This window comes from Blastochloris sulfoviridis (assembly GCF_008630065.1).
GTDB lineage: Bacteria > Pseudomonadota > Alphaproteobacteria > Rhizobiales > Xanthobacteraceae > Blastochloris > Blastochloris sulfoviridis.
In genome coordinates, this window is the sequence record NZ_VWPL01000001.1 from 142355 (window position 1) to 158982 (window position 16628).

The following is a 16628-nucleotide window of genomic DNA, read 5'->3' on the forward strand; positions in this document are numbered from 1 at the left end:
TCCGGGACACCGCCTTGACCCGGACCACCGGCGAAAATTCGAAATTACGGTCGGCGCGGGGCGGCCGGGCCGCCCCGCCTGCGCACGCGCTTTATTCGGCGGCCGGCGGCAACTGCTCCGCCGCCACGGGCTTGCTGGACTGCAGCTCGACGTTCAGGCCGAGCGAGCGCATCTCCTTGACCAGCACGTTGAAGCTCTCGGGAATGCCGGCCTCGAAGGTGTCGTCGCCACGGACGATCGCCTCGTAGACCTTGGTGCGGCCGGCCACGTCGTCCGACTTCACCGTCAGCATTTCCTGCAAGGTGTAGGCCGCGCCATAGGCTTCCAGAGCCCACACCTCCATTTCGCCGAAGCGCTGGCCGCCGAACTGCGCCTTGCCGCCCAGCGGCTGCTGGGTGACCAGCGAGTACGGGCCGATCGAGCGCGCGTGGATCTTGTCGTCGACCAGATGGTGCAGCTTCAGCATGTAGATGTAGCCAACCGTGACCTTACGGTCGAACTGCTCGCCGGTGCGGCCGTCGAACAGGTCGCTCTGGCCGGACTTGTCGAGGCCGGCGAGCTCCAGCATGTGCTCGATGTCCGCCTCGTGCGCGCCGTCGAACACCGGCGTGGCGATCGGTACGCCACGGCGCAGGCCGTGGCCGAGCTCCACGAAGCCTTGTTCGTCGAGCGCCGCGACGGCGGGATCGTTGGGCGCGTAGATCTCGTTCACCGTCGCCTTCAACGCCGCCATGTCGTTCTGCGCCATGTAGGCGTCGACCGCCTGGCCGATCTTCCGGCCGAGGCCGGCGCAGGCCCAGCCCAGGTGCGTCTCCAGGATCTGGCCGACATTCATGCGGCTCGGCACGCCGAGCGGATTGAGCACCATGTCGACCGGCGTGCCGTCGGCGAGGAACGGCATGTCCTCCGCCGGCACGATGCGCGACACCACGCCCTTGTTGCCGTGCCGGCCGGCCATCTTGTCGCCCGGCTGGATCTTGCGCTTCACGGCGACGAAGACCTTGACCATCTTCATCACGCCGGGCGGCAGCTCGTCGCCGCGCTGCAGCTTCTCGACCTTGTCCAGGAAGCGCTGTTCGAGGCGCTTCTTGGAGTCGTCGTACTGCTTGCGCATCGCCTCCAGCTCGCTCATGAGCTGGTCGTCGGCGAAGGCGAACTGCCACCACTGGGCGCGCGGGAACTCGGTGAAGATCTCGCGGCTCAGCACCGTGTCCTTCTTGAAGCCCTTGGGGCCGGCCACCGCGCTCTTGCCGTCGAGAATGTCGGCAAGGCGGGTGTAGACGTTGCGGTCGAGGATCGCGAGCTCGTCGTCGCGGTCCTTGGCCAGGCGCTCGATCTCCTCGCGCTCGATCGCCAGCGCGCGCTCGTCCTTGTCGACGCCGTGGCGGTTGAACACGCGCACCTCGACCACCGTGCCCTGCACGCCGGGCGGCACGCGGAGCGAGGTGTCGCGCACGTCGGCCGCCTTCTCGCCGAAGATGGCGCGCAGCAGCTTCTCTTCCGGCGTCATCGGGCTTTCGCCCTTGGGCGTGATCTTGCCGACCAGGATGTCGCCGGCATGCACGTCGGCGCCGATATAGACGATGCCGGCTTCGTCGAGGTTCTTCAGCGCCTCTTCCGAGACGTTGGGGATGTCGCGGGTGATCTCCTCCGGCCCGAGCTTGGTGTCGCGGGCCATCACCTCGAACTCCTCGATGTGGATCGAGGTGAACACGTCATCCTTGACGATCCGCTCGGACAGCAGGATCGAGTCCTCGAAGTTGTAGCCGTTCCACGGCATGAAGGCGACGAGGCAGTTGCGGCCGAGCGCCAGCTCGCCGAGCTCGGTCGAGGGACCGTCGGCGATGACGTCGCCCTTTTTCACCTGATCGCCCACCCGCACCAGCGGACGCTGGTTGATGCAGGTGTTCTGGTTGGAGCGCTGGAACTTCTGCAGGCGGTAGATGTCGACGCCGGGCCGGGTCGGGTCGGTCTCTTCCGTGGCGCGGATGACGATACGCGTCGCGTCGACCTGATCGACGACGCCGGTGCGGCGCGCCGGAATGGCCGCGCCGGAATCGCGGGCGACCACCGCCTCCATGCCGGTGCCGACCAGCGGCGCCTCGGCGCGCACCAGCGGCACGGCCTGACGCTGCATGTTCGAGCCCATCAGCGCGCGGTTGGCGTCGTCGTTCTCAAGGAACGGGATCAGCGCCGCGGCGACCGACACCAGCTGCTTGGGCGACACGTCCATGAAGTCGACCTTGTCGGGCGACACCATCAGCACGTCGCCGCCGTGGCGGCAGACCACGAGGTCTTCGAGGAAGCGGCCGTTCGCGTCGAGCGGGATGTTGGCCTGCGCGACGTAGTACTTCCCCTCCTCCATGGCGGAGAGATAGATCACATCCTCCGTCACGTGGCCGTCCTTGACGCGGCGGTAGGGCGTCTCGATGAAGCCGTACTTGTTGACGCGCGCGAAGGTGGCGAGCGAGTTGATCAGGCCGATGTTCGGGCCTTCGGGCGTCTCGATCGGGCAGATGCGGCCATAGTGCGTGGTGTGCACGTCGCGCACCTCGAACCCGGCGCGCTCGCGCGTCAGGCCGCCCGGACCCAGCGCCGACAGGCGGCGCTTGTGGGTGATCTCGGACAGCGGATTGGTCTGGTCCATGAACTGCGACAGCTGCGAGGAGCCGAAGAACTCGCGCACCGCCGCCGCCACCGGCTTGGCGTTGATCAGGTCCTGCGGCATCACCGTGTCGATGTCGACGCTCGACATGCGCTCCTTGATGGCGCGCTCCATGCGCAGCAGGCCCAGCCGGTACTGGTTCTCCATCAGCTCGCCGACCGAACGGACGCGGCGGTTGCCGAGATGGTCGATGTCGTCGATCTCGCCCTTGCCGTCGCGCAGCTCGACCAGCGTGCGCACCACCGCGACGATATCCTCCCGGCGCAGCACGCGGATGGAGTCGTCGGCGTCGAGGTCGAGGCGCATGTTCATCTTCACCCGGCCGACCGCCGAGAGGTCGTAGCGCTCGGGATCGAAGAACAGCGAGTGGAACATCGCCTCGGCGGTCTCAATCGTCGGCGGCTCGCCCGGGCGCATCACCCGGTAGATGTCGAACAGCGCCTCCTCGCGGGCCGAGTTCTTGTCGATCGCCAGCGTGTTGCGGATATAGGCGCCGGTGTTGACGTGGTCGATGTCGAGCATCGGCAGCTCGTCATAGCCGGCCTCGACCAGCATCTTGAGGGTCTTCTCGGAGACCTCCTCGCCGGCCTCGACATAGATCTCGCCGGTCTGCGGATTGACCATGTCCTCGGCGAGGAACTGGCCGACCAGATCGGCGTCGGTGGCGCGCAACGCCTTCAAGCCCTTCTCGACCAGCAGGCGGGCCTGGCGGGCGTTGAGCTTCTTGCCGGCCTCGACCACCACCTCGCCGGTGTCGGCGTCGATGAGATCGGCGGTCGCCTTGAAGCCCTTGAAGCGCGTCGGATCGAACGGCATGCGCCATCCGTCCTTGTCCTTCTTGTACTCGACCTGGCGGTAGAAGGTGTTGAGGATGGTCTCCGGATCGAGGCCGAGCGCGAACAGCAGGCTCGTGGCCGGAATCTTGCGGCGCCGGTCGATGCGCGCATAGACGATGTCCTTGGCGTCGAACTCGATGTCGAGCCAGGAGCCGCGATAGGGAATGATGCGGGCGGCGAACAGGAGCTTGCCCGAGGAGTGGCTCTTGCCCTTGTCGTGGTCGAAGAACACGCCCGGCGAACGGTGCATCTGCGAGACGATGACGCGCTCGGTGCCGTTGACGATGAAGGTGCCGTTCGACGTCATCAGCGGGATGTCGCCGGTGTAGACGTCCTGCTCCTTGATGTCCTTGACCGACTTGGCGCCGGTCTCGGCGTCCACATCGAACACGATCAGGCGCAGCGTCACCTTGAGGGGAGCTGCGAACGTCATGCCGCGCTGGCGGCATTCGTCGACGTCGTATTTCGGCGGCTCGAAATCGTAGCGCACGAACTCCAACATCGCCGTCTGCGAGAAGTCGGAGATCGGGAACACCGACTTGAAGACCGCCTGCAGCCCCTCGTTGGGTCGGCCGCCCTTCGGTTCCTCAACCAGCAGGAACTGGTCGTAGGATGCCTTCTGCACCTCGATGAGGTTGGGCATCTCCGCGACTTCCCGGATGCCGCCGAAGAACCTGCGAATACGCTTGCGACCGCTGAACGTCTGAGCCATCGTGTCCTCGTTGCTCGCCGGCATGCGCCGGCCGGAGGGTCGACGTCCCCCGCTGCGGGGAACTCCGTCGGCGGCGACCCTCGGTCCGCCGTCCCCGGCTCTCCGGGGCGTCTTACGCACGCATCCCGCCGAAGCGATCCGGCGGGAGACCGGCTCGGAGCCGGCTGAAATCCATCACTCGCAATCCATCACTCAAAAGACCGCGTCACTCGCAAGACCGCGTCACCCGAAAGACCGCATCACCCGAAAGGCCGTGACGCGACGAAATCCGTGACGCGACGCCGTCCCGCCCGGCCGCCGGGCGGAGTGCGCGCAGCGGCCCCGGGACGATGTCCCGAAGCCACCGCACGCGACGTCTCACTTGAGTTCGACCTTGGCGCCGACCTTCTCGAGCTGCGCCTTGATCTTTTCGGCCTCGTCCTTGGCCACGCCTTCCTTGACCGGCTTGGGCGCGCCCTCGACCAGGTCCTTGGCCTCCTTCAGGCCGAGACCGGTGATCGCGCGCACTTCCTTGATCACCTCGATCTTCTTGTCGCCAGCCGCGGCCAGGATCACGTCGAACTCGGTCTTCTCTTCGACCGGCGCCGCAGCGGCGGCAGCGCCCGGCGCCGCGGCAACCGCGACCGCCGCAGCGGCCGACACGCCCCAGCCTTCTTCGAGCAGCTTGGTCAGCTCGGCCATTTCGAGCACGGTCAGAGCGGACAGCTCGTCGTAAATCTTCTGCAGATCAGCCATTGAATATGGTCCTTATCGGTTCGAACCGGAGTTTCGAGAAGCCTCACGCGGCTTCGCGCTTTTCGGCATAGGCCTTGAGCAGGCGGGCCATCTTGGCCGACGGCTCCTTGGACAGCTGGGCGAACTTGGTGGCCGGCGCACTGAGGACGCCAACCAGCCGCGCACGCAGCTCGTCGAGCGAGGGCAGAGTGGCAAGCGCCTTCACCCCGTCGACACTGAGAGCCGTCTTGCCCATCGCGCCGCCCAGGATCACGAACTTGTCGTGCGCCTTGGCGAAGTCGAGGGCGGCCTTGGGAGCGGCCACCGGATCGCCCGAATAGGCGATCAGCGTCGGCCCCTTGAGCAGGGGCGCGATGGTGGCAGCATCCGTGCCTTCGAGCGCGATCTTCGCGAGGCGGTTCTTCGCGACCTTCACGCTGGCGCCGGCCTTCTTCATCTGCTTGCGCAGGTTCTGAAGCTGGGCGACCGTGAGGCCGGAATAATGGGCGACGACGACGACGCTCGAAGTCTTGAAAACCTCGTTGAGCGACTCGACGACGACCTTCTTTTCCGCGCGATCCACGCTTCGTCTCCGTTGGCGGAACGATCGAAGATCGTCCGCCTGTTGCACCTGCCGGCCCGTCTGGCGGAACACGTCTCGCCTCGCAGGACGGCGCTCGGGTTGCCCTGTCCCCCCGGGCGCCGCGAACGGGCCGAGGTGCTGGTTCGAACCGGTCTCCGGGAACGGCCAGAAGTCGGCCACGCCCGGGGTCGGCTGATCCCCCGTCTGTGCAGGCCCAGAAGGCGTTCTGTTCCTTCAAGGATTAGGCCGTCGCCGGCACCTGCAGTCTCGGACAGGACGAGGCCGGACGGGCAAGCCCGCCGGCCCCACCGCGCCGGGGATCACCCGGCAACGGATCTCTTCAAGCTTCCGGCCGAGGCCGGAGCCAAACTCTCAAATAAGCGTTCTTGATGCAGTTTGTCAGCCCCTAAACTGCCTTTTCGCCGCCAATCACTGTGGATGGCTCCACCTTGACCCCCGGCCCCATGGTCGAGGAGACGGCCACACGCTGAAGATAGGTGCCCTTGGCACCCGACGGCTTGGCCTTGACCACCGCGTCGGTGAAGGCGCGGATGTTCTCGACCAGCTTGTCGGTCGTGAACGACACCTTGCCGATGCCGCCATGAATGATGCCGGCCTTCTCGACGCGGAACTCGACCGCGCCGCCCTTGGCCGCCTTCACGGCGCCGCCGACGTCCATGGTCACGGTGCCGACCTTCGGGTTCGGCATCAGGCCGCGCGGGCCCAGCACCTTGCCGAGGCGGCCGACCAGCGGCATCAGGTCCGGCGTGGCGATGCAGCGGTCGAACTCGATGGTGCCGCCCTGCACGATCTCCAGCAGATCCTCGGCGCCGACGATGTCGGCTCCGGCCGCCTTGGCCTCGTCGGCCTTGGCGCCGCGCGCGAACACCGCCACCCGCACCGTGCGGCCGGAGCCGTTGGGCAGGTTGCAGACGCCGCGCACCATCTGGTCGGCGTGGCGCGGGTCGACGCCGAGATTGAGCGCCACCTCGACGGTCTCGTCGAACTTGGCCTTGCTGCGCGACTTGATGAGCTCCACCGCCTCCGGGAGGGTGTAGAGCTTGGCGCGGTCGATGCCCTCGCGGGCGGTGCGGATACGCTTGCCAGCTTTGCTCATGGCCTTACCCCACCACCTCAAGGCCCATCGAGCGGGCGGAACCTTCGATCATGCGCGCAGCCGACTCGATCGAGTCGCAATTGAGGTCGACCATCTTCTTCTCGGCGATCTCGCGAATCTGCTCGGCGGTGACGCGCCCGGCCTTGGCGCCGCGACCCGGCGTCTTGGAGCCCGACTGAAGACCGGCGGCCTGCTTGAGGAAGTAGGAGACCGGCGGCTGCTTCATCTCGAAGGTGAAGGAGCGGTCCTGATAGGCGGTGATGACGACCGGGATGGGCGTGCCCTTGGTCATCTGCGCCGTCTTGGCGTTGAACGCCTTGCAGAATTCCATGATGTTGAGACCGCGCTGGCCGAGCGCGGGGCCGATCGGCGGCTGCGGCGTCGCGGCGCCCGCCGCCACCTGCAGCTTGATGTAGCCGGTGATTTTCTTTGCCATCTGTCACTCCCGTGGCCGGATGCCCGGCCGATTCAGGGTTTCGTGGTGCGGGTCGGACGCTTGGCCGGCGCCCTCGCCTTCCACATCGAGCCGGTCGAAGCTCAGAGCTTCTCGACCTGCCCGAACTCAAGCTCGACCGGGGTGGGCCGGCCGAAGATCGAGACCGCCACCTTCAGCCGAGATCTGGCTTCGTCGACTTCCTCGACGAAGCCGCTGAACGAGGCGAACGGGCCGTCCGCCACGCGGACCTGCTCGCCAACCTCGAAACTGATCGTCGCCTTGGGCCGTTCCACGCCCTCCTGCATCTGGTGCAGGATGCGGTTGGCCTCGGCGTCGGAAATCGGGATTGGCTTCTTGTCCGCTCCCAGGAAGCCCGTCACCTTCGGCGTGTTCTTGATGAGATGATAGGCTTCGTCAGTGAGGCTGCACTTCACCAGCACGTAGCCAGGGAAAAACTTCCGCTCCGAATCGACCTTCCGGCCGCGCCTGATCTCGACCACCTTCTCGGTGGGGACCAGGATCTGCTCGAACAGATCGTTCAGCCCGCGGCTCGCCGCCTGCTCGCGAATCGATTCGGCGACCTTCTTCTCGAAATTCGAATAGGCGTGGACGATATACCAATGAGCCGCCATTGCCGGGTGACCTTCAGGCGCCGATCGACAGCAGAGCCGACAGGCCGAGCCGAATCATCCAGTCGACGAGCATGAAAAAGACGGCGGAGGCGACAGCCATGACCAGCACCATCACCGTGGTGATGGCGGTCTCCCGGCGCGTCGGCCAGGTGACCTTCTCGGTCTCCGAGCGGACCTGCTGCAAGAATTCGAGGGGATTGGTCTTCGCCATGATGTCCGCTTGAACGATTCCACTTGAACGAGTCTGCGTGAACAATTCCGTCTGATCGACACGTCCGCCGAACCCGCTCCGCCGGGCCATGGCTGCCTCGTATCGGCCCCGAGGCCGGGTCGAAGCCGGCAGCCGGCGCTACGGATGCCGGAAACCGACCGTGGTATCGCCGCCTTGGTTTCTGCAGGCCGAAGCTGGCAGAAGCCGAAGCTGGCAGGAGTGGAGGGACTCGAACCCCCAACCCCCGGTTTTGGAGACCGGTGCTCTAGCCAGTTGAGCTACACTCCTCCGGGCGACAGGACGCGCGGCTGCACGTGAGCCATGGCACATCCTCCGTCATTCCTCGGAATGGTGAACACGTATACGACGCACCGGCCCTTGTCCAGCCCCCGCCCCCACTCGGACGCGGCGCATTTGCGGGCCGATTTTCGCTGGGAGTCCGTTGATTTGGCGACATTGGGCAATCCGGGCCCGGACGCCGCCCGTAAATTCGCTTATAAGTTCGAACACGCTGGGATGAGGCGCCCCCCGACCACGCACTGGGACCTCGCCGAACAACTCGAACAAGAAACGGACTCACAAGGCCATGATGGACATCACGTCGCTGCTCGCCCTCGCCGGCTTCTTCGCCCTCTGCTTCGCCGCGGCCTCCACCGGCGCCAAGTACGGCCCGGACGAATGGTACCGCTCCATCGCCAAGCCGGCCTGGATTCCGCCCAACTGGGCGTTCGCGCCGGCCTGGATGGTGTTCTATTCGCTGCTCGCCGTGGCCGGCTGGCTGGTGTGGCGCGAGGCGGGCATTGCCGGCGCCGCCGTGCCGCTGACGCTCTATGTGCTGCATATCTTCTTCAACGGCATCTGGTCGCCGCTGTTCTTCGGCTGGCACCGCGTCGACCTCGCGCTGATCGATGCCGGCGCCATGTGGCTGTCGCTGGTGGCCACCATCATCGCCTTCGCCCAGGTCAGCACCACCGCCGCCTGGCTCTTGGTGATCTATCTCGGCTGGGTGACCTTCGCCTTCCTGCTCAATCTGGCGGTGCTGCGGCTCAATCGCGACCGGCCGCTCGATTCGCTCGCCTCGAAGAGCTGACACACGTCGCCACAACGCGGCCGGGACACTGCGCCCGGCCGCGTGTCGGATTTGCCGGCGGGGCAATGTCGGATATGCGACATGGCCGTTATGTAATCAGACAATACAGCGCTCCGCGGGCCCCGGCGATGGCGGCGGGCGGCAGCACCCTTCCTCAACATATTGATATTTATCGATTTTTAATTTCGCCGGCTTTGGCGCGCGGCTTGCATTTGCTTCTGCGACAGACGGGAGTCCGCCATGCCGCAACGCCATCGCCGCCCGCTTGCCATCGTGCTCGGCACCAATGAAATCGCCTCCGCGGTCGCCGTGCTGCTGCGCCGCCAGGGCTATTCGGTGGTGCTGTCGCACGATCCCGCCCCGCCGGTGATGCGGCGCGCCATGGCCTTTCATGATGCGCTCTATGACGACCGCTGCGTGCTGGAGACCGTTGTCGGGCGTCGGGCGGAGACCTGGCCGGAGCTGGTGCAGGTGCTGGCGGCGCCGAACACCGTGGCGGTGACCCGCCTCGCCCTCACCGACCTCATCGTGCAGGGGCCGATCGACGTGCTGGTCGACGGCCGGATGCAGAAATACGCCGTCACCCCCGATCTGCGCCACCTCGCCGGCATCACCGTCGGGCTGGGGCCGGGCTTCAGGATCGGCTTCAACTGCGACATCGCGGTGGAGACCTGCCCGGCCTGCACCGGCCTCCTGGTCACAAGCGGCGCCACGCTGGACGCCGACGGCATCCCGGCCCGACTCGGCAATGCCGGCCGCGAGCGCTTCGCCTATGCGCCGGCCGCGGGGCGCTGGCGCACCGCCATCGAGATCGGCACCCGCGTGTTCAAGGGGTTCCCGGTCGGCCACCTCGACGGCGTGCCGGTGGCGGCGCCGTTCGACGGCGTGCTGCGCGGCGTGGTGCGGGACGGGCTCTTCGTGCCGGTACGCACCAAGCTGTTGGAGATCGACCCGCGCGGCCGCCAGGCGCGCTGGACCGGCATCGACGAGCGGCCGCGCGCCATCGCGCTCGCCACGCTCAAGGCGGTGATGAGCCGCGCCGCCCAGCAGCCGCTGCAGCCGGCGTTCGCGCCCCCCACCGCGATGGCGTCGTCGGCACTTCAAGTTTCGATTCAGAATCCGGAAATGCCGGCAAGCCGTTGATATGACGGCGTTTCATCTCTCCTCAGAGCCTGCTTTTAACGTGCCGATTCTGAGATTTCGCTTCAAGCCGGGGCGATGCGCACCGCCACGTCGAGCGGCTTGGCGGTATAGGGCGCCGAGGTGACGATGACCCGTGCGCCGGCCGCGACATAGGCGCCGGCCCGCTCGGCATTGATGCCGCCGGCAGCGGCGACGAGGGCGCGCGGCGCCACCGCCCGCAGCCGGGCCGCCAGCTCGGCCACCGCCTCGACCGTGAACTTCTCGGCCTGGATGACATCGGCACCGGCGGCCGCCCAGGTCACGCCCTCCTCGACCGAGGCGACCTCGACCACGGCCGCGCGCTCCGGCGCGCCACGGCGCAGGCGGGCGATGGTCGCGGCCGGCGGCTCGCCGCCGAGGAACGCCCTGTGCTCGGCAAACACCAGGATGGTCTCCGACAGGCCCAGCCGGTGCGGCACCCCGCCCCCGGCCATCAGCGCCTTCAGCGACAGCGCCTTGGCGCCGGGAACCATCTTGCGGGTGCCGGCGACCGCGGCATCGGGATTGACGGCGCGCGCCGCCTCGACGATCGCCCGCGTCGCGGTGGCGATGCCCGCCGCCGTCTCGATCAGAAGCTGGCCCATCTTCCAGCCGCGGTGCAGCGCGCCGGCCGGGCCGTGCGCGGCCAGGATCGGCGCCCCGGCCGCCAGCGCCACGCCGGAGGCTGTGAACGTCTCGACCGTGCACCCGGCCAGCGCCAGGAGCCGCGCGGCATCCTCCACCGCCGCCGCCACCATCGGGCCGCGGGCGGCAAAGGTCATCGTGCCGGGGGCGTCCCCGATGCCCAACAGGTGGGTGGTGAGGTCGCCCAGCGGAACGTCGTCCGAAAGGAGGGAATCGAGCGCGGCATCGCCAAGCGGAAAGGGCATGATCTTTGGGCCTTGTTGGAAATCCGTCTGCGGGCCTCGCGCCCGGGCGGCGCGACCACTCCTCGCTCGACCGGACCGGGGCGTTTCGCTATGTATCTGCCGATACGGCGAAGCGGCAAGCCGCCGCCGGAACTGAGAGGACAACATGAAGATTTCCGCGCGCAACGTGCTCAAAGGCAAGGTCATCGAGGTGACCAAGGGCGCCACCACCTCCCATGTGAGGCTCGATGTCGGCGGCAACGTCATCACCGCCGCGATCACCAACGAGGCGGTCGACGAGCTTGGTATCGCCGTCGGCAAGGACGCCTTCGCGGTGATCAAGTCGTCGGACGTGATGATCGGGATCTGATACGAAATCCGGCTGATCAAGCCGGAGTTTCGTATTCCGTTCGCCGAGAATCCCTTGTTCGATAACGGGATTTTCGGCGAGACTGTTTCCGGTATCCCGAAGGGATCAACCGGAAACCGTATGACGCAGGCACGCCGGTCACCCGGCGGTCCAGCGGAAGCGGCGGCCGCGCAGCCGTCGTTTTTCGGACCACCGCTATATTCCTTCGGATATATCCAGAGCGCGCCTCATGTCCCTCTCCCGCCGCACCGTCCTCGCCGGGCTCGCCGGCCTGCCCGCGTTCAACCTCGCCGCCGTCACCCGTCCCGCCTCGGCCCATCCGGTCAGCGGGCTCGAAGTGCTGGGCGCCCCCAACGCCTCCACCGTCGTCCTGGTGCGGCTGATCGAATCGGGCGGCCTCGCGGAGGCGGCGCCGGGCGCGACCTTCCGCCTGTGGCGCGACACCGACGATTTGCGCGCCGGGCTGGTCTCCGGCCGCTCGCGCCTGATCACCACGCCGATCCACGTGCCGGCGAACCTCGCCAATCGCGGCCTGCCAATGCGGCTCCTCGCCATCATCAGCATGGGCCATCTGTCGGTGGTGACGGCCGATCCCTCGATCGCCACCTTCGCCGACCTCGCCGGCAAGAAGATCGTCGGCTTCTTCAAGAACGACATGCCCGACCTGGTGTTTCGGACCATCGCCAGGAAGGAGGGAATCGACCCCGACCGCGACATCGAGCTCACCTATGTCGGCACGCCGATGGAGGCGGCGCAGATGCTGGTCGCCGGCCAGGCCGAGACCGCCATCCTCAACGAGCCGCCGGCCACCGGCGCGATCATGATGGCCGGGCAGACGGGCCGCGCGCTGCGCCGGGCCATCAGCCTGCAGCAGGCCTGGGGCCGCCATTTCGGCAAGCCGCGGATTCCGATGGCCGGCGTCGCCCTGCACCAGAGCCTGATCGACGATTCGCCGGAGCTGCTGGCCGCGTTGCGCACCGGCCTCGCCCCGGCTAAGGACTGGGTCCTGGCCAACCGCACGGAGGCGGCACAGCTCGCCGAACGCACCATGCAGTCCCGTCCCGCGGTGTTTGAGCGCTCGCTCGACCACTTCAACATCGACGTGGTGTCGGCGGCGGCCATCCGACCGGAAATCGAGACGTTCTACCGCGCCATCCTCGACCTCTCGCCCGCGACGCTCGGCGGCACGCTGCCGCCGGACGAGTTCTATCTCGACCTGTGAACGCGGCCGCCCGCCTCGCCTGGGGCGCCGCCGGCCTTGCCGGGCTGGCCGTGGCGTGGGAGGCCGGCCACCGCGCGCTCGGGCCGCTGGTGCTGCCGGCGCCGGCCGAAACCGCAGCCACCCTCACCACCCTCATCCTCTCCGGCAAGGCCGGGCCGGCGCTCGCCGTCACCGCCGCCGACGCGCTGGGCGGCTGGCTCGCCGGGGCCATGCTCGGCGCGGCGCTGGGGATCGCGGGCGGCCTCCTGCCGCCGCTCGGCGCGGCGCTCCGGCCGGTGACCATCGTCATTCTCGGCGTGCCGCCGATCGCCTGGGTGGTGCTGGCGCTGTTGTGGTTCGGGCCGGCGGGCCTGAGCGCCGGCTTCACCGTGCTGGTGACGGTGCTGCCGATCGTGTTCGCCGGGGCGTTCCAGGGCATTCTCGCCCGCGATCCGGCCCTCGGCGAGATGGCGAGAGCCTTCGGCGCCCCGCCGCTGCTGAAGCTGCGGGCGCTGATCGTGCCGCAGCTCCTCGACCATCTGCTGCCGGCGCTCGCCACCGCGCTGGCCTTCGCTTGGAAGGTGGCGGTGATGGCCGAGGTGCTGGGCGGCGGCACCGGCATCGGCGGCGAGATCGCCACCGCGCGCGCCCATCTCGACCTCGCCATGACGCTGGCCTGGGTGATGCTGGCGGTGGCGCTGCTGCTCGCCTGCGACGCGGCGCTGCTCAGCCCGGTCCGCCGCCGCGCGCGGGGGGTGGCGTGATGCTGGTGTTCGACGGGGTGACGCTGGATTTCGGCGACGGGCCGGTGTTCGACCGGTTCGATCTTGCGGTCGCGCCCGGCCGGCTGGTGGCGCTGCTCGGCCGCTCCGGCTGCGGCAAGACCACCTCGCTCCGGCTCGCCGCCGGCCTTGTCGCGCCGGCCTCGGGCCGGGTCGAGAACCGGTTTCGCCGCACGGCCATGGTATTCCAGGAGCCGCGCCTGCTGCCCTGGGCGGACGCCACCGACAATGCCGCCTTCGGGCTCGCCGCTTTGGGCGTCGGGCGGGAGGCGCGCCGCGCCCGCGCCGGCGACCTGCTCACCGGCTTCGGCTTCGCCCCGGCCGATCTCGGCAAGCGCCCGGCGGAGCTGTCGGGCGGCATGCAGAGCCGGGTCGCCATCGCCCGCGCGTTCGCGGTCGAGCCCGACCTGGTGCTGATGGACGAGCCGTTCGCGGCGCTCGACGTCGGCCTGCGGCGCGAGCTGCAGGATCTGGTGCGCGACGCGGTGGAGCGGCGCGGCAGCGCGGTGCTGTTCGTCACCCACGACGTCACCGAGGCGATCCGCCTCGCCGACCGCATCCTCGTGCTGTCGGCACGGCCGGCGCGGGTGGTGCTCGACGCCGAGGCGACGCCGACCGCCGATCCGGCCGCCATCCATGCCGCCGCGGCCACCTTCCTCGCCTTGCCGGCGGCGCGCGGCGCCCTGCTGGAACGCTGAGACATCATGCGGTTCCCGGTTGATCCCTTCGCGATCCCGGAAGCGACCGTCGTCAGGGCGCGCGGAATGCGAGGTTGCGCACGTCCTCGAACAGATCGAGATCGTCCTCATCACCCTCGCGGCAGCTTGCCGGCATCGTCTGGGCGCGGACCGGCTTGGCATGGCGCAGCAGCGTGAGGAAGCGCTCGGCCTCCTCGACCGTCATGGCCGGCTTCGGTGCGCCGGCGGGCGCCTCGGCATCGGTGATCGCCGCGCAAAGCTCCGCGGCAAGCTGCGGCGTGACCGGCTCGGCCATGATCCGCAGGAGACATTCGTGCACCGCCGCCCGGCCCTGCTCGCTCTGGACAAGGTCGCAGACCGACAATGCCTGCCCCTTCTGCTGGCCGGCCTCGATATAGACGGCGATGGCGCGGGGCGGGAAATCGGGATCGAACCGCCCGACGACGAAACGCGCCAATACCCGGTAGAACTCTGCCAGCCACGCCCGGTCCGGCCGCTCGAACCGGCTTTCGAACACCGCCCAGGCGATGCCGGAGGTGTGCGCGTAAAGGAACCTCGAAACGAGCTCGACCTCGTCGAAGGCCTTCGGCATCGATTCCTTGGCGGCGGCGCACATGCAGGTGTTGAAGATGCACTCGATCGCCCGGAAGCGCTGCGGGGCAGCCTCGTCATAGGCCGTCTTCAGCGCCTCGATCTGCTGCAGCGTCAGCGTGCCGCCCTGGCGGGCGGCGGCATCGCTGATCTCGGCGAACACCTCGTCGCTGACGCGGCGCGCCGTGCCCAGGCAATGATGGGGGCCGGCAAAACTGGGGGGCATGTTCGCTCCTCCCTCCGGCCGGAGTCGCCAGCAACGCCGTCGCACGACGCCGTCGCATGGAGGCCGGCTCCAAGGATAACTCACGAGAGGTCCGGACGATCCAGACCCGCCTCTTGTCGGCTGGCGAGATCGCACCGGACGCCCGCCTGTCCGTTCGTCCCGGCTCGTCCCGCCCCGGCTGGCGAGATTGCCAGCCCCTCCGGCGCACGCGGGCGGGCGTGGGATCGGCGGGGGATCCCGCCGTCCCTGGCGATGCTCGCCCTCTTCGCATCATGCAATCATAAATTATGGCCCATGGCACCATCTGCGCGAAGAATTACGGGGAACTTTGCCGTTACCGTTAGGAAACTCCGCATGAGCCAAGAGGGGCCGGCCCTCGCTCTGGCGCCAAGGAGATCCGGCGCGAAGGAGAGGGACGCGGCCGCGAGCGCCGTTCGTCCCCGGACCGAGTCCCGCCGGGCTTGAAACAGCCGTGTTTTCCGACCTAATTACGCGCCATGGAATGGTCCTTTCCGGCCCACCTGCACCGGCTGCCTGTCAGGCTGAGATTGTCGCGTGCCGGTCTCGCCGTGGCGGTGCTTGCGCTGGCGCAGCCGGCTGCCGCCCAGCTTCAATATGCGCCCGGCGCGACGCCCGGCTTTTCGGCCGTTCCCAAGGCCGTGCCGGCCGCGCCGCCGATGCCGCCCTCGCGCGAGGGGCCGCGCATGGCCGAGCCGAAAAGCCCGCACACCGCGATTCCGGCGATTCCGCGCGGCAAGGTGGCGCTGGCGCTGGCCGCCCGCTACAGCGCCGATGGCGCGGTGGTCCAGGCGGCGCTGCACTGGCGGGTGTTCGCCGCCGCCCCGGACGCCAACGGCAATCACGTGCTGGTGGGCGAATCCCACGACGCCATGCCGATCTTCGCGCTCGATCCCGGCAGCTATGTCGTGCACGCGGGCTACGGCCTCGCCGGCTACGCCAAGCCGGTGACGCTGGCCAGCGAGCCGGTGCGCGAGACGTTTGCGCTGCAGGCCGGCGGCCTCAAGCTGCAGGCGGCGCTCGCCGACCAGATCCTGCCGCCCGCCAAGGTGTCGTTCGACGTCTACGCCAACAGTCTGGTCGGCGGCGGGCCGGAGCGGCTGCTGATGCGGCAGATCGAGCCCGGCGCGCTGGTGCTGCTGCCCGAGGGCACCTACCAGGTGGTTTCCGCCTATGGCGACGCCAATGCGGTGGTGCGCGCCGACGTGAAGGTGCAGGCCGGCCGCATCTCCGAGGCGACGCTGCGCCACCGCGCCGCCGCCATCACCCTCAAGCTGGTCGAGGCGCCCGGCGGCGATGCCATCGCCAACACCGCGTGGTCGGTGCTGACGCCCGGCGGCGACGTGATCAAGGAATCGATCGGCGCCTTCCCCTCGATGGTGCTGCAGGAGGGCGACTATCTCGTCATCGCCCGCAACGAGGGCCGCTCGTTCTCGCGCGAGATCAATATCGAGCCGGGCCGAGACGCCGAGATCGAGGTGCTGACCTCCGACGCCGCGCCCAGCGCCGGCCGCCGGGCGCGGTGAGTGTCAGCGCCCTCAGGAATCCCCTCATTTTTTGTGCTGAGACTTCAATGCCTTGGCGTTGTGGTGCTTGAACAGTTGGCCGGTTCTCGTCGACCGCCAACTCTGCGCCCAGCCATATTTCGACGGCGCTGCATGGTGGAAACATGGGGGCGAGTCACGGTTCAGGTCCACCGAAGAGGACCTGCGGGCA

16 protein-coding genes and 1 tRNA gene are annotated in these 16628 nt (G+C 68.3%); 7 read left to right on the forward strand and 10 right to left on the reverse strand.

The window, feature by feature from the left end; translation table 11 throughout:
- Positions 1-91: 91 nt before the first annotated feature.
- The 8 genes from rpoB to F1193_RS00725 all read right to left on the reverse strand — a co-directional run bounded on the left by rpoB (position 92) and on the right by F1193_RS00725 (position 8194).
- Positions 92-4213 carry a DNA-directed RNA polymerase subunit beta gene (rpoB, locus tag F1193_RS00690; RefSeq protein WP_150095749.1) on the reverse strand — a complete coding sequence of 1374 codons (4122 nt, stop codon included), beginning with the start codon at positions 4211-4213 and terminating at the stop codon, positions 92-94.
- A gap of 357 nt (positions 4214-4570) precedes the next feature.
- Positions 4571-4948 carry a 50S ribosomal protein L7/L12 gene (rplL, locus tag F1193_RS00695; RefSeq protein WP_150095750.1) on the reverse strand — a complete coding sequence of 126 codons (378 nt, stop codon included), beginning with the start codon at positions 4946-4948 and terminating at the stop codon, positions 4571-4573.
- Positions 4949-4991: 43 nt separating this feature from the next.
- A complete protein-coding gene (gene rplJ, locus F1193_RS00700) occupies positions 4992-5510 on the reverse strand; it encodes a 50S ribosomal protein L10 (RefSeq protein ID WP_150095813.1) in 519 nt (172 codons plus the stop codon).
- Between the two features lie 406 nt (positions 5511-5916).
- Entirely contained in the window at positions 5917-6627 is a 711-nt protein-coding gene (rplA, locus tag F1193_RS00705; RefSeq protein ID WP_150095751.1) for a 50S ribosomal protein L1, read from the reverse strand.
- Between the two features lie 4 nt (positions 6628-6631).
- Complete coding sequence (gene rplK, locus F1193_RS00710) at positions 6632-7063, reverse strand: 50S ribosomal protein L11 (RefSeq protein WP_150095752.1); 432 nt, start codon at positions 7061-7063, stop codon at positions 6632-6634.
- A 101-nt stretch (positions 7064-7164) separates the two neighbouring features.
- Positions 7165-7695, reverse strand: a complete 531-nt coding sequence (gene nusG / locus F1193_RS00715) for a transcription termination/antitermination protein NusG (RefSeq protein ID WP_150095753.1) — start codon at positions 7693-7695, stop codon at positions 7165-7167.
- A gap of 13 nt (positions 7696-7708) precedes the next feature.
- On the reverse strand, positions 7709-7906 hold the full coding sequence (gene secE, locus F1193_RS00720; protein WP_150095754.1) for a preprotein translocase subunit SecE: 198 nt from the start codon (positions 7904-7906) through the stop codon (positions 7709-7711).
- Positions 7907-8117: 211 nt separating this feature from the next.
- Positions 8118-8194: transfer RNA gene (locus tag F1193_RS00725), tRNA-Trp, on the reverse strand.
- Between the two features lie 298 nt (positions 8195-8492).
- Between F1193_RS00725 and F1193_RS00730 the strand changes: the two genes are divergently transcribed.
- A complete protein-coding gene (locus F1193_RS00730; protein ID WP_246164044.1) occupies positions 8493-8996 on the forward strand; it encodes a TspO/MBR family protein in 504 nt (167 codons plus the stop codon).
- Between the two features lie 240 nt (positions 8997-9236).
- Entirely contained in the window at positions 9237-10139 is a 903-nt protein-coding gene (locus tag F1193_RS00735; protein ID WP_246164045.1) for a xanthine dehydrogenase, read from the forward strand.
- Positions 10140-10201: 62 nt separating this feature from the next.
- On the opposite strand, the gene modD is transcribed toward F1193_RS00735, so the two are convergent.
- Entirely contained in the window at positions 10202-11047 is an 846-nt protein-coding gene (gene modD / locus F1193_RS00740; RefSeq protein ID WP_150095756.1) for a ModD protein, read from the reverse strand.
- Between the two features lie 145 nt (positions 11048-11192).
- Here modD and F1193_RS00745 point away from each other — a divergent pair, with 145 nt between their 5' ends.
- The 4 genes from F1193_RS00745 (at position 11193) to F1193_RS00760 (ending at position 14077) form a co-directional block, all read left to right on the forward strand.
- A complete protein-coding gene (locus F1193_RS00745) occupies positions 11193-11396 on the forward strand; it encodes a TOBE domain-containing protein (protein WP_150095757.1) in 204 nt (67 codons plus the stop codon).
- Positions 11397-11625: 229 nt separating this feature from the next.
- A complete protein-coding gene (locus F1193_RS00750) occupies positions 11626-12618 on the forward strand; it encodes an ABC transporter substrate-binding protein (RefSeq protein ID WP_150095758.1) in 993 nt (330 codons plus the stop codon).
- The gene (locus F1193_RS00755; RefSeq protein WP_150095759.1) at positions 12615-13361 is read left to right on the forward strand and encodes an ABC transporter permease; all 747 of its coding nucleotides are present in this window, start codon (positions 12615-12617) and stop codon (positions 13359-13361) included. Before F1193_RS00750 ends, F1193_RS00755 begins: the two co-directional genes overlap by 4 nt.
- The gene (locus F1193_RS00760) at positions 13361-14077 is read left to right on the forward strand and encodes an ABC transporter ATP-binding protein (RefSeq protein ID WP_150095760.1); all 717 of its coding nucleotides are present in this window, start codon (positions 13361-13363) and stop codon (positions 14075-14077) included. Before F1193_RS00755 ends, F1193_RS00760 begins: the two co-directional genes overlap by 1 nt.
- A 52-nt stretch (positions 14078-14129) precedes the next feature.
- Here F1193_RS00760 and F1193_RS00765 read toward each other — a convergent pair whose 3' ends face one another.
- A complete protein-coding gene (locus F1193_RS00765; protein WP_150095761.1) occupies positions 14130-14894 on the reverse strand; it encodes a hypothetical protein in 765 nt (254 codons plus the stop codon).
- A gap of 497 nt (positions 14895-15391) precedes the next feature.
- Between F1193_RS00765 and F1193_RS00770 the strand changes: the two genes are divergently transcribed.
- Entirely contained in the window at positions 15392-16438 is a 1047-nt protein-coding gene (locus F1193_RS00770) for a hypothetical protein (RefSeq protein ID WP_150095762.1), read from the forward strand.
- Positions 16439-16628: the final 190 nt, after the last annotated feature.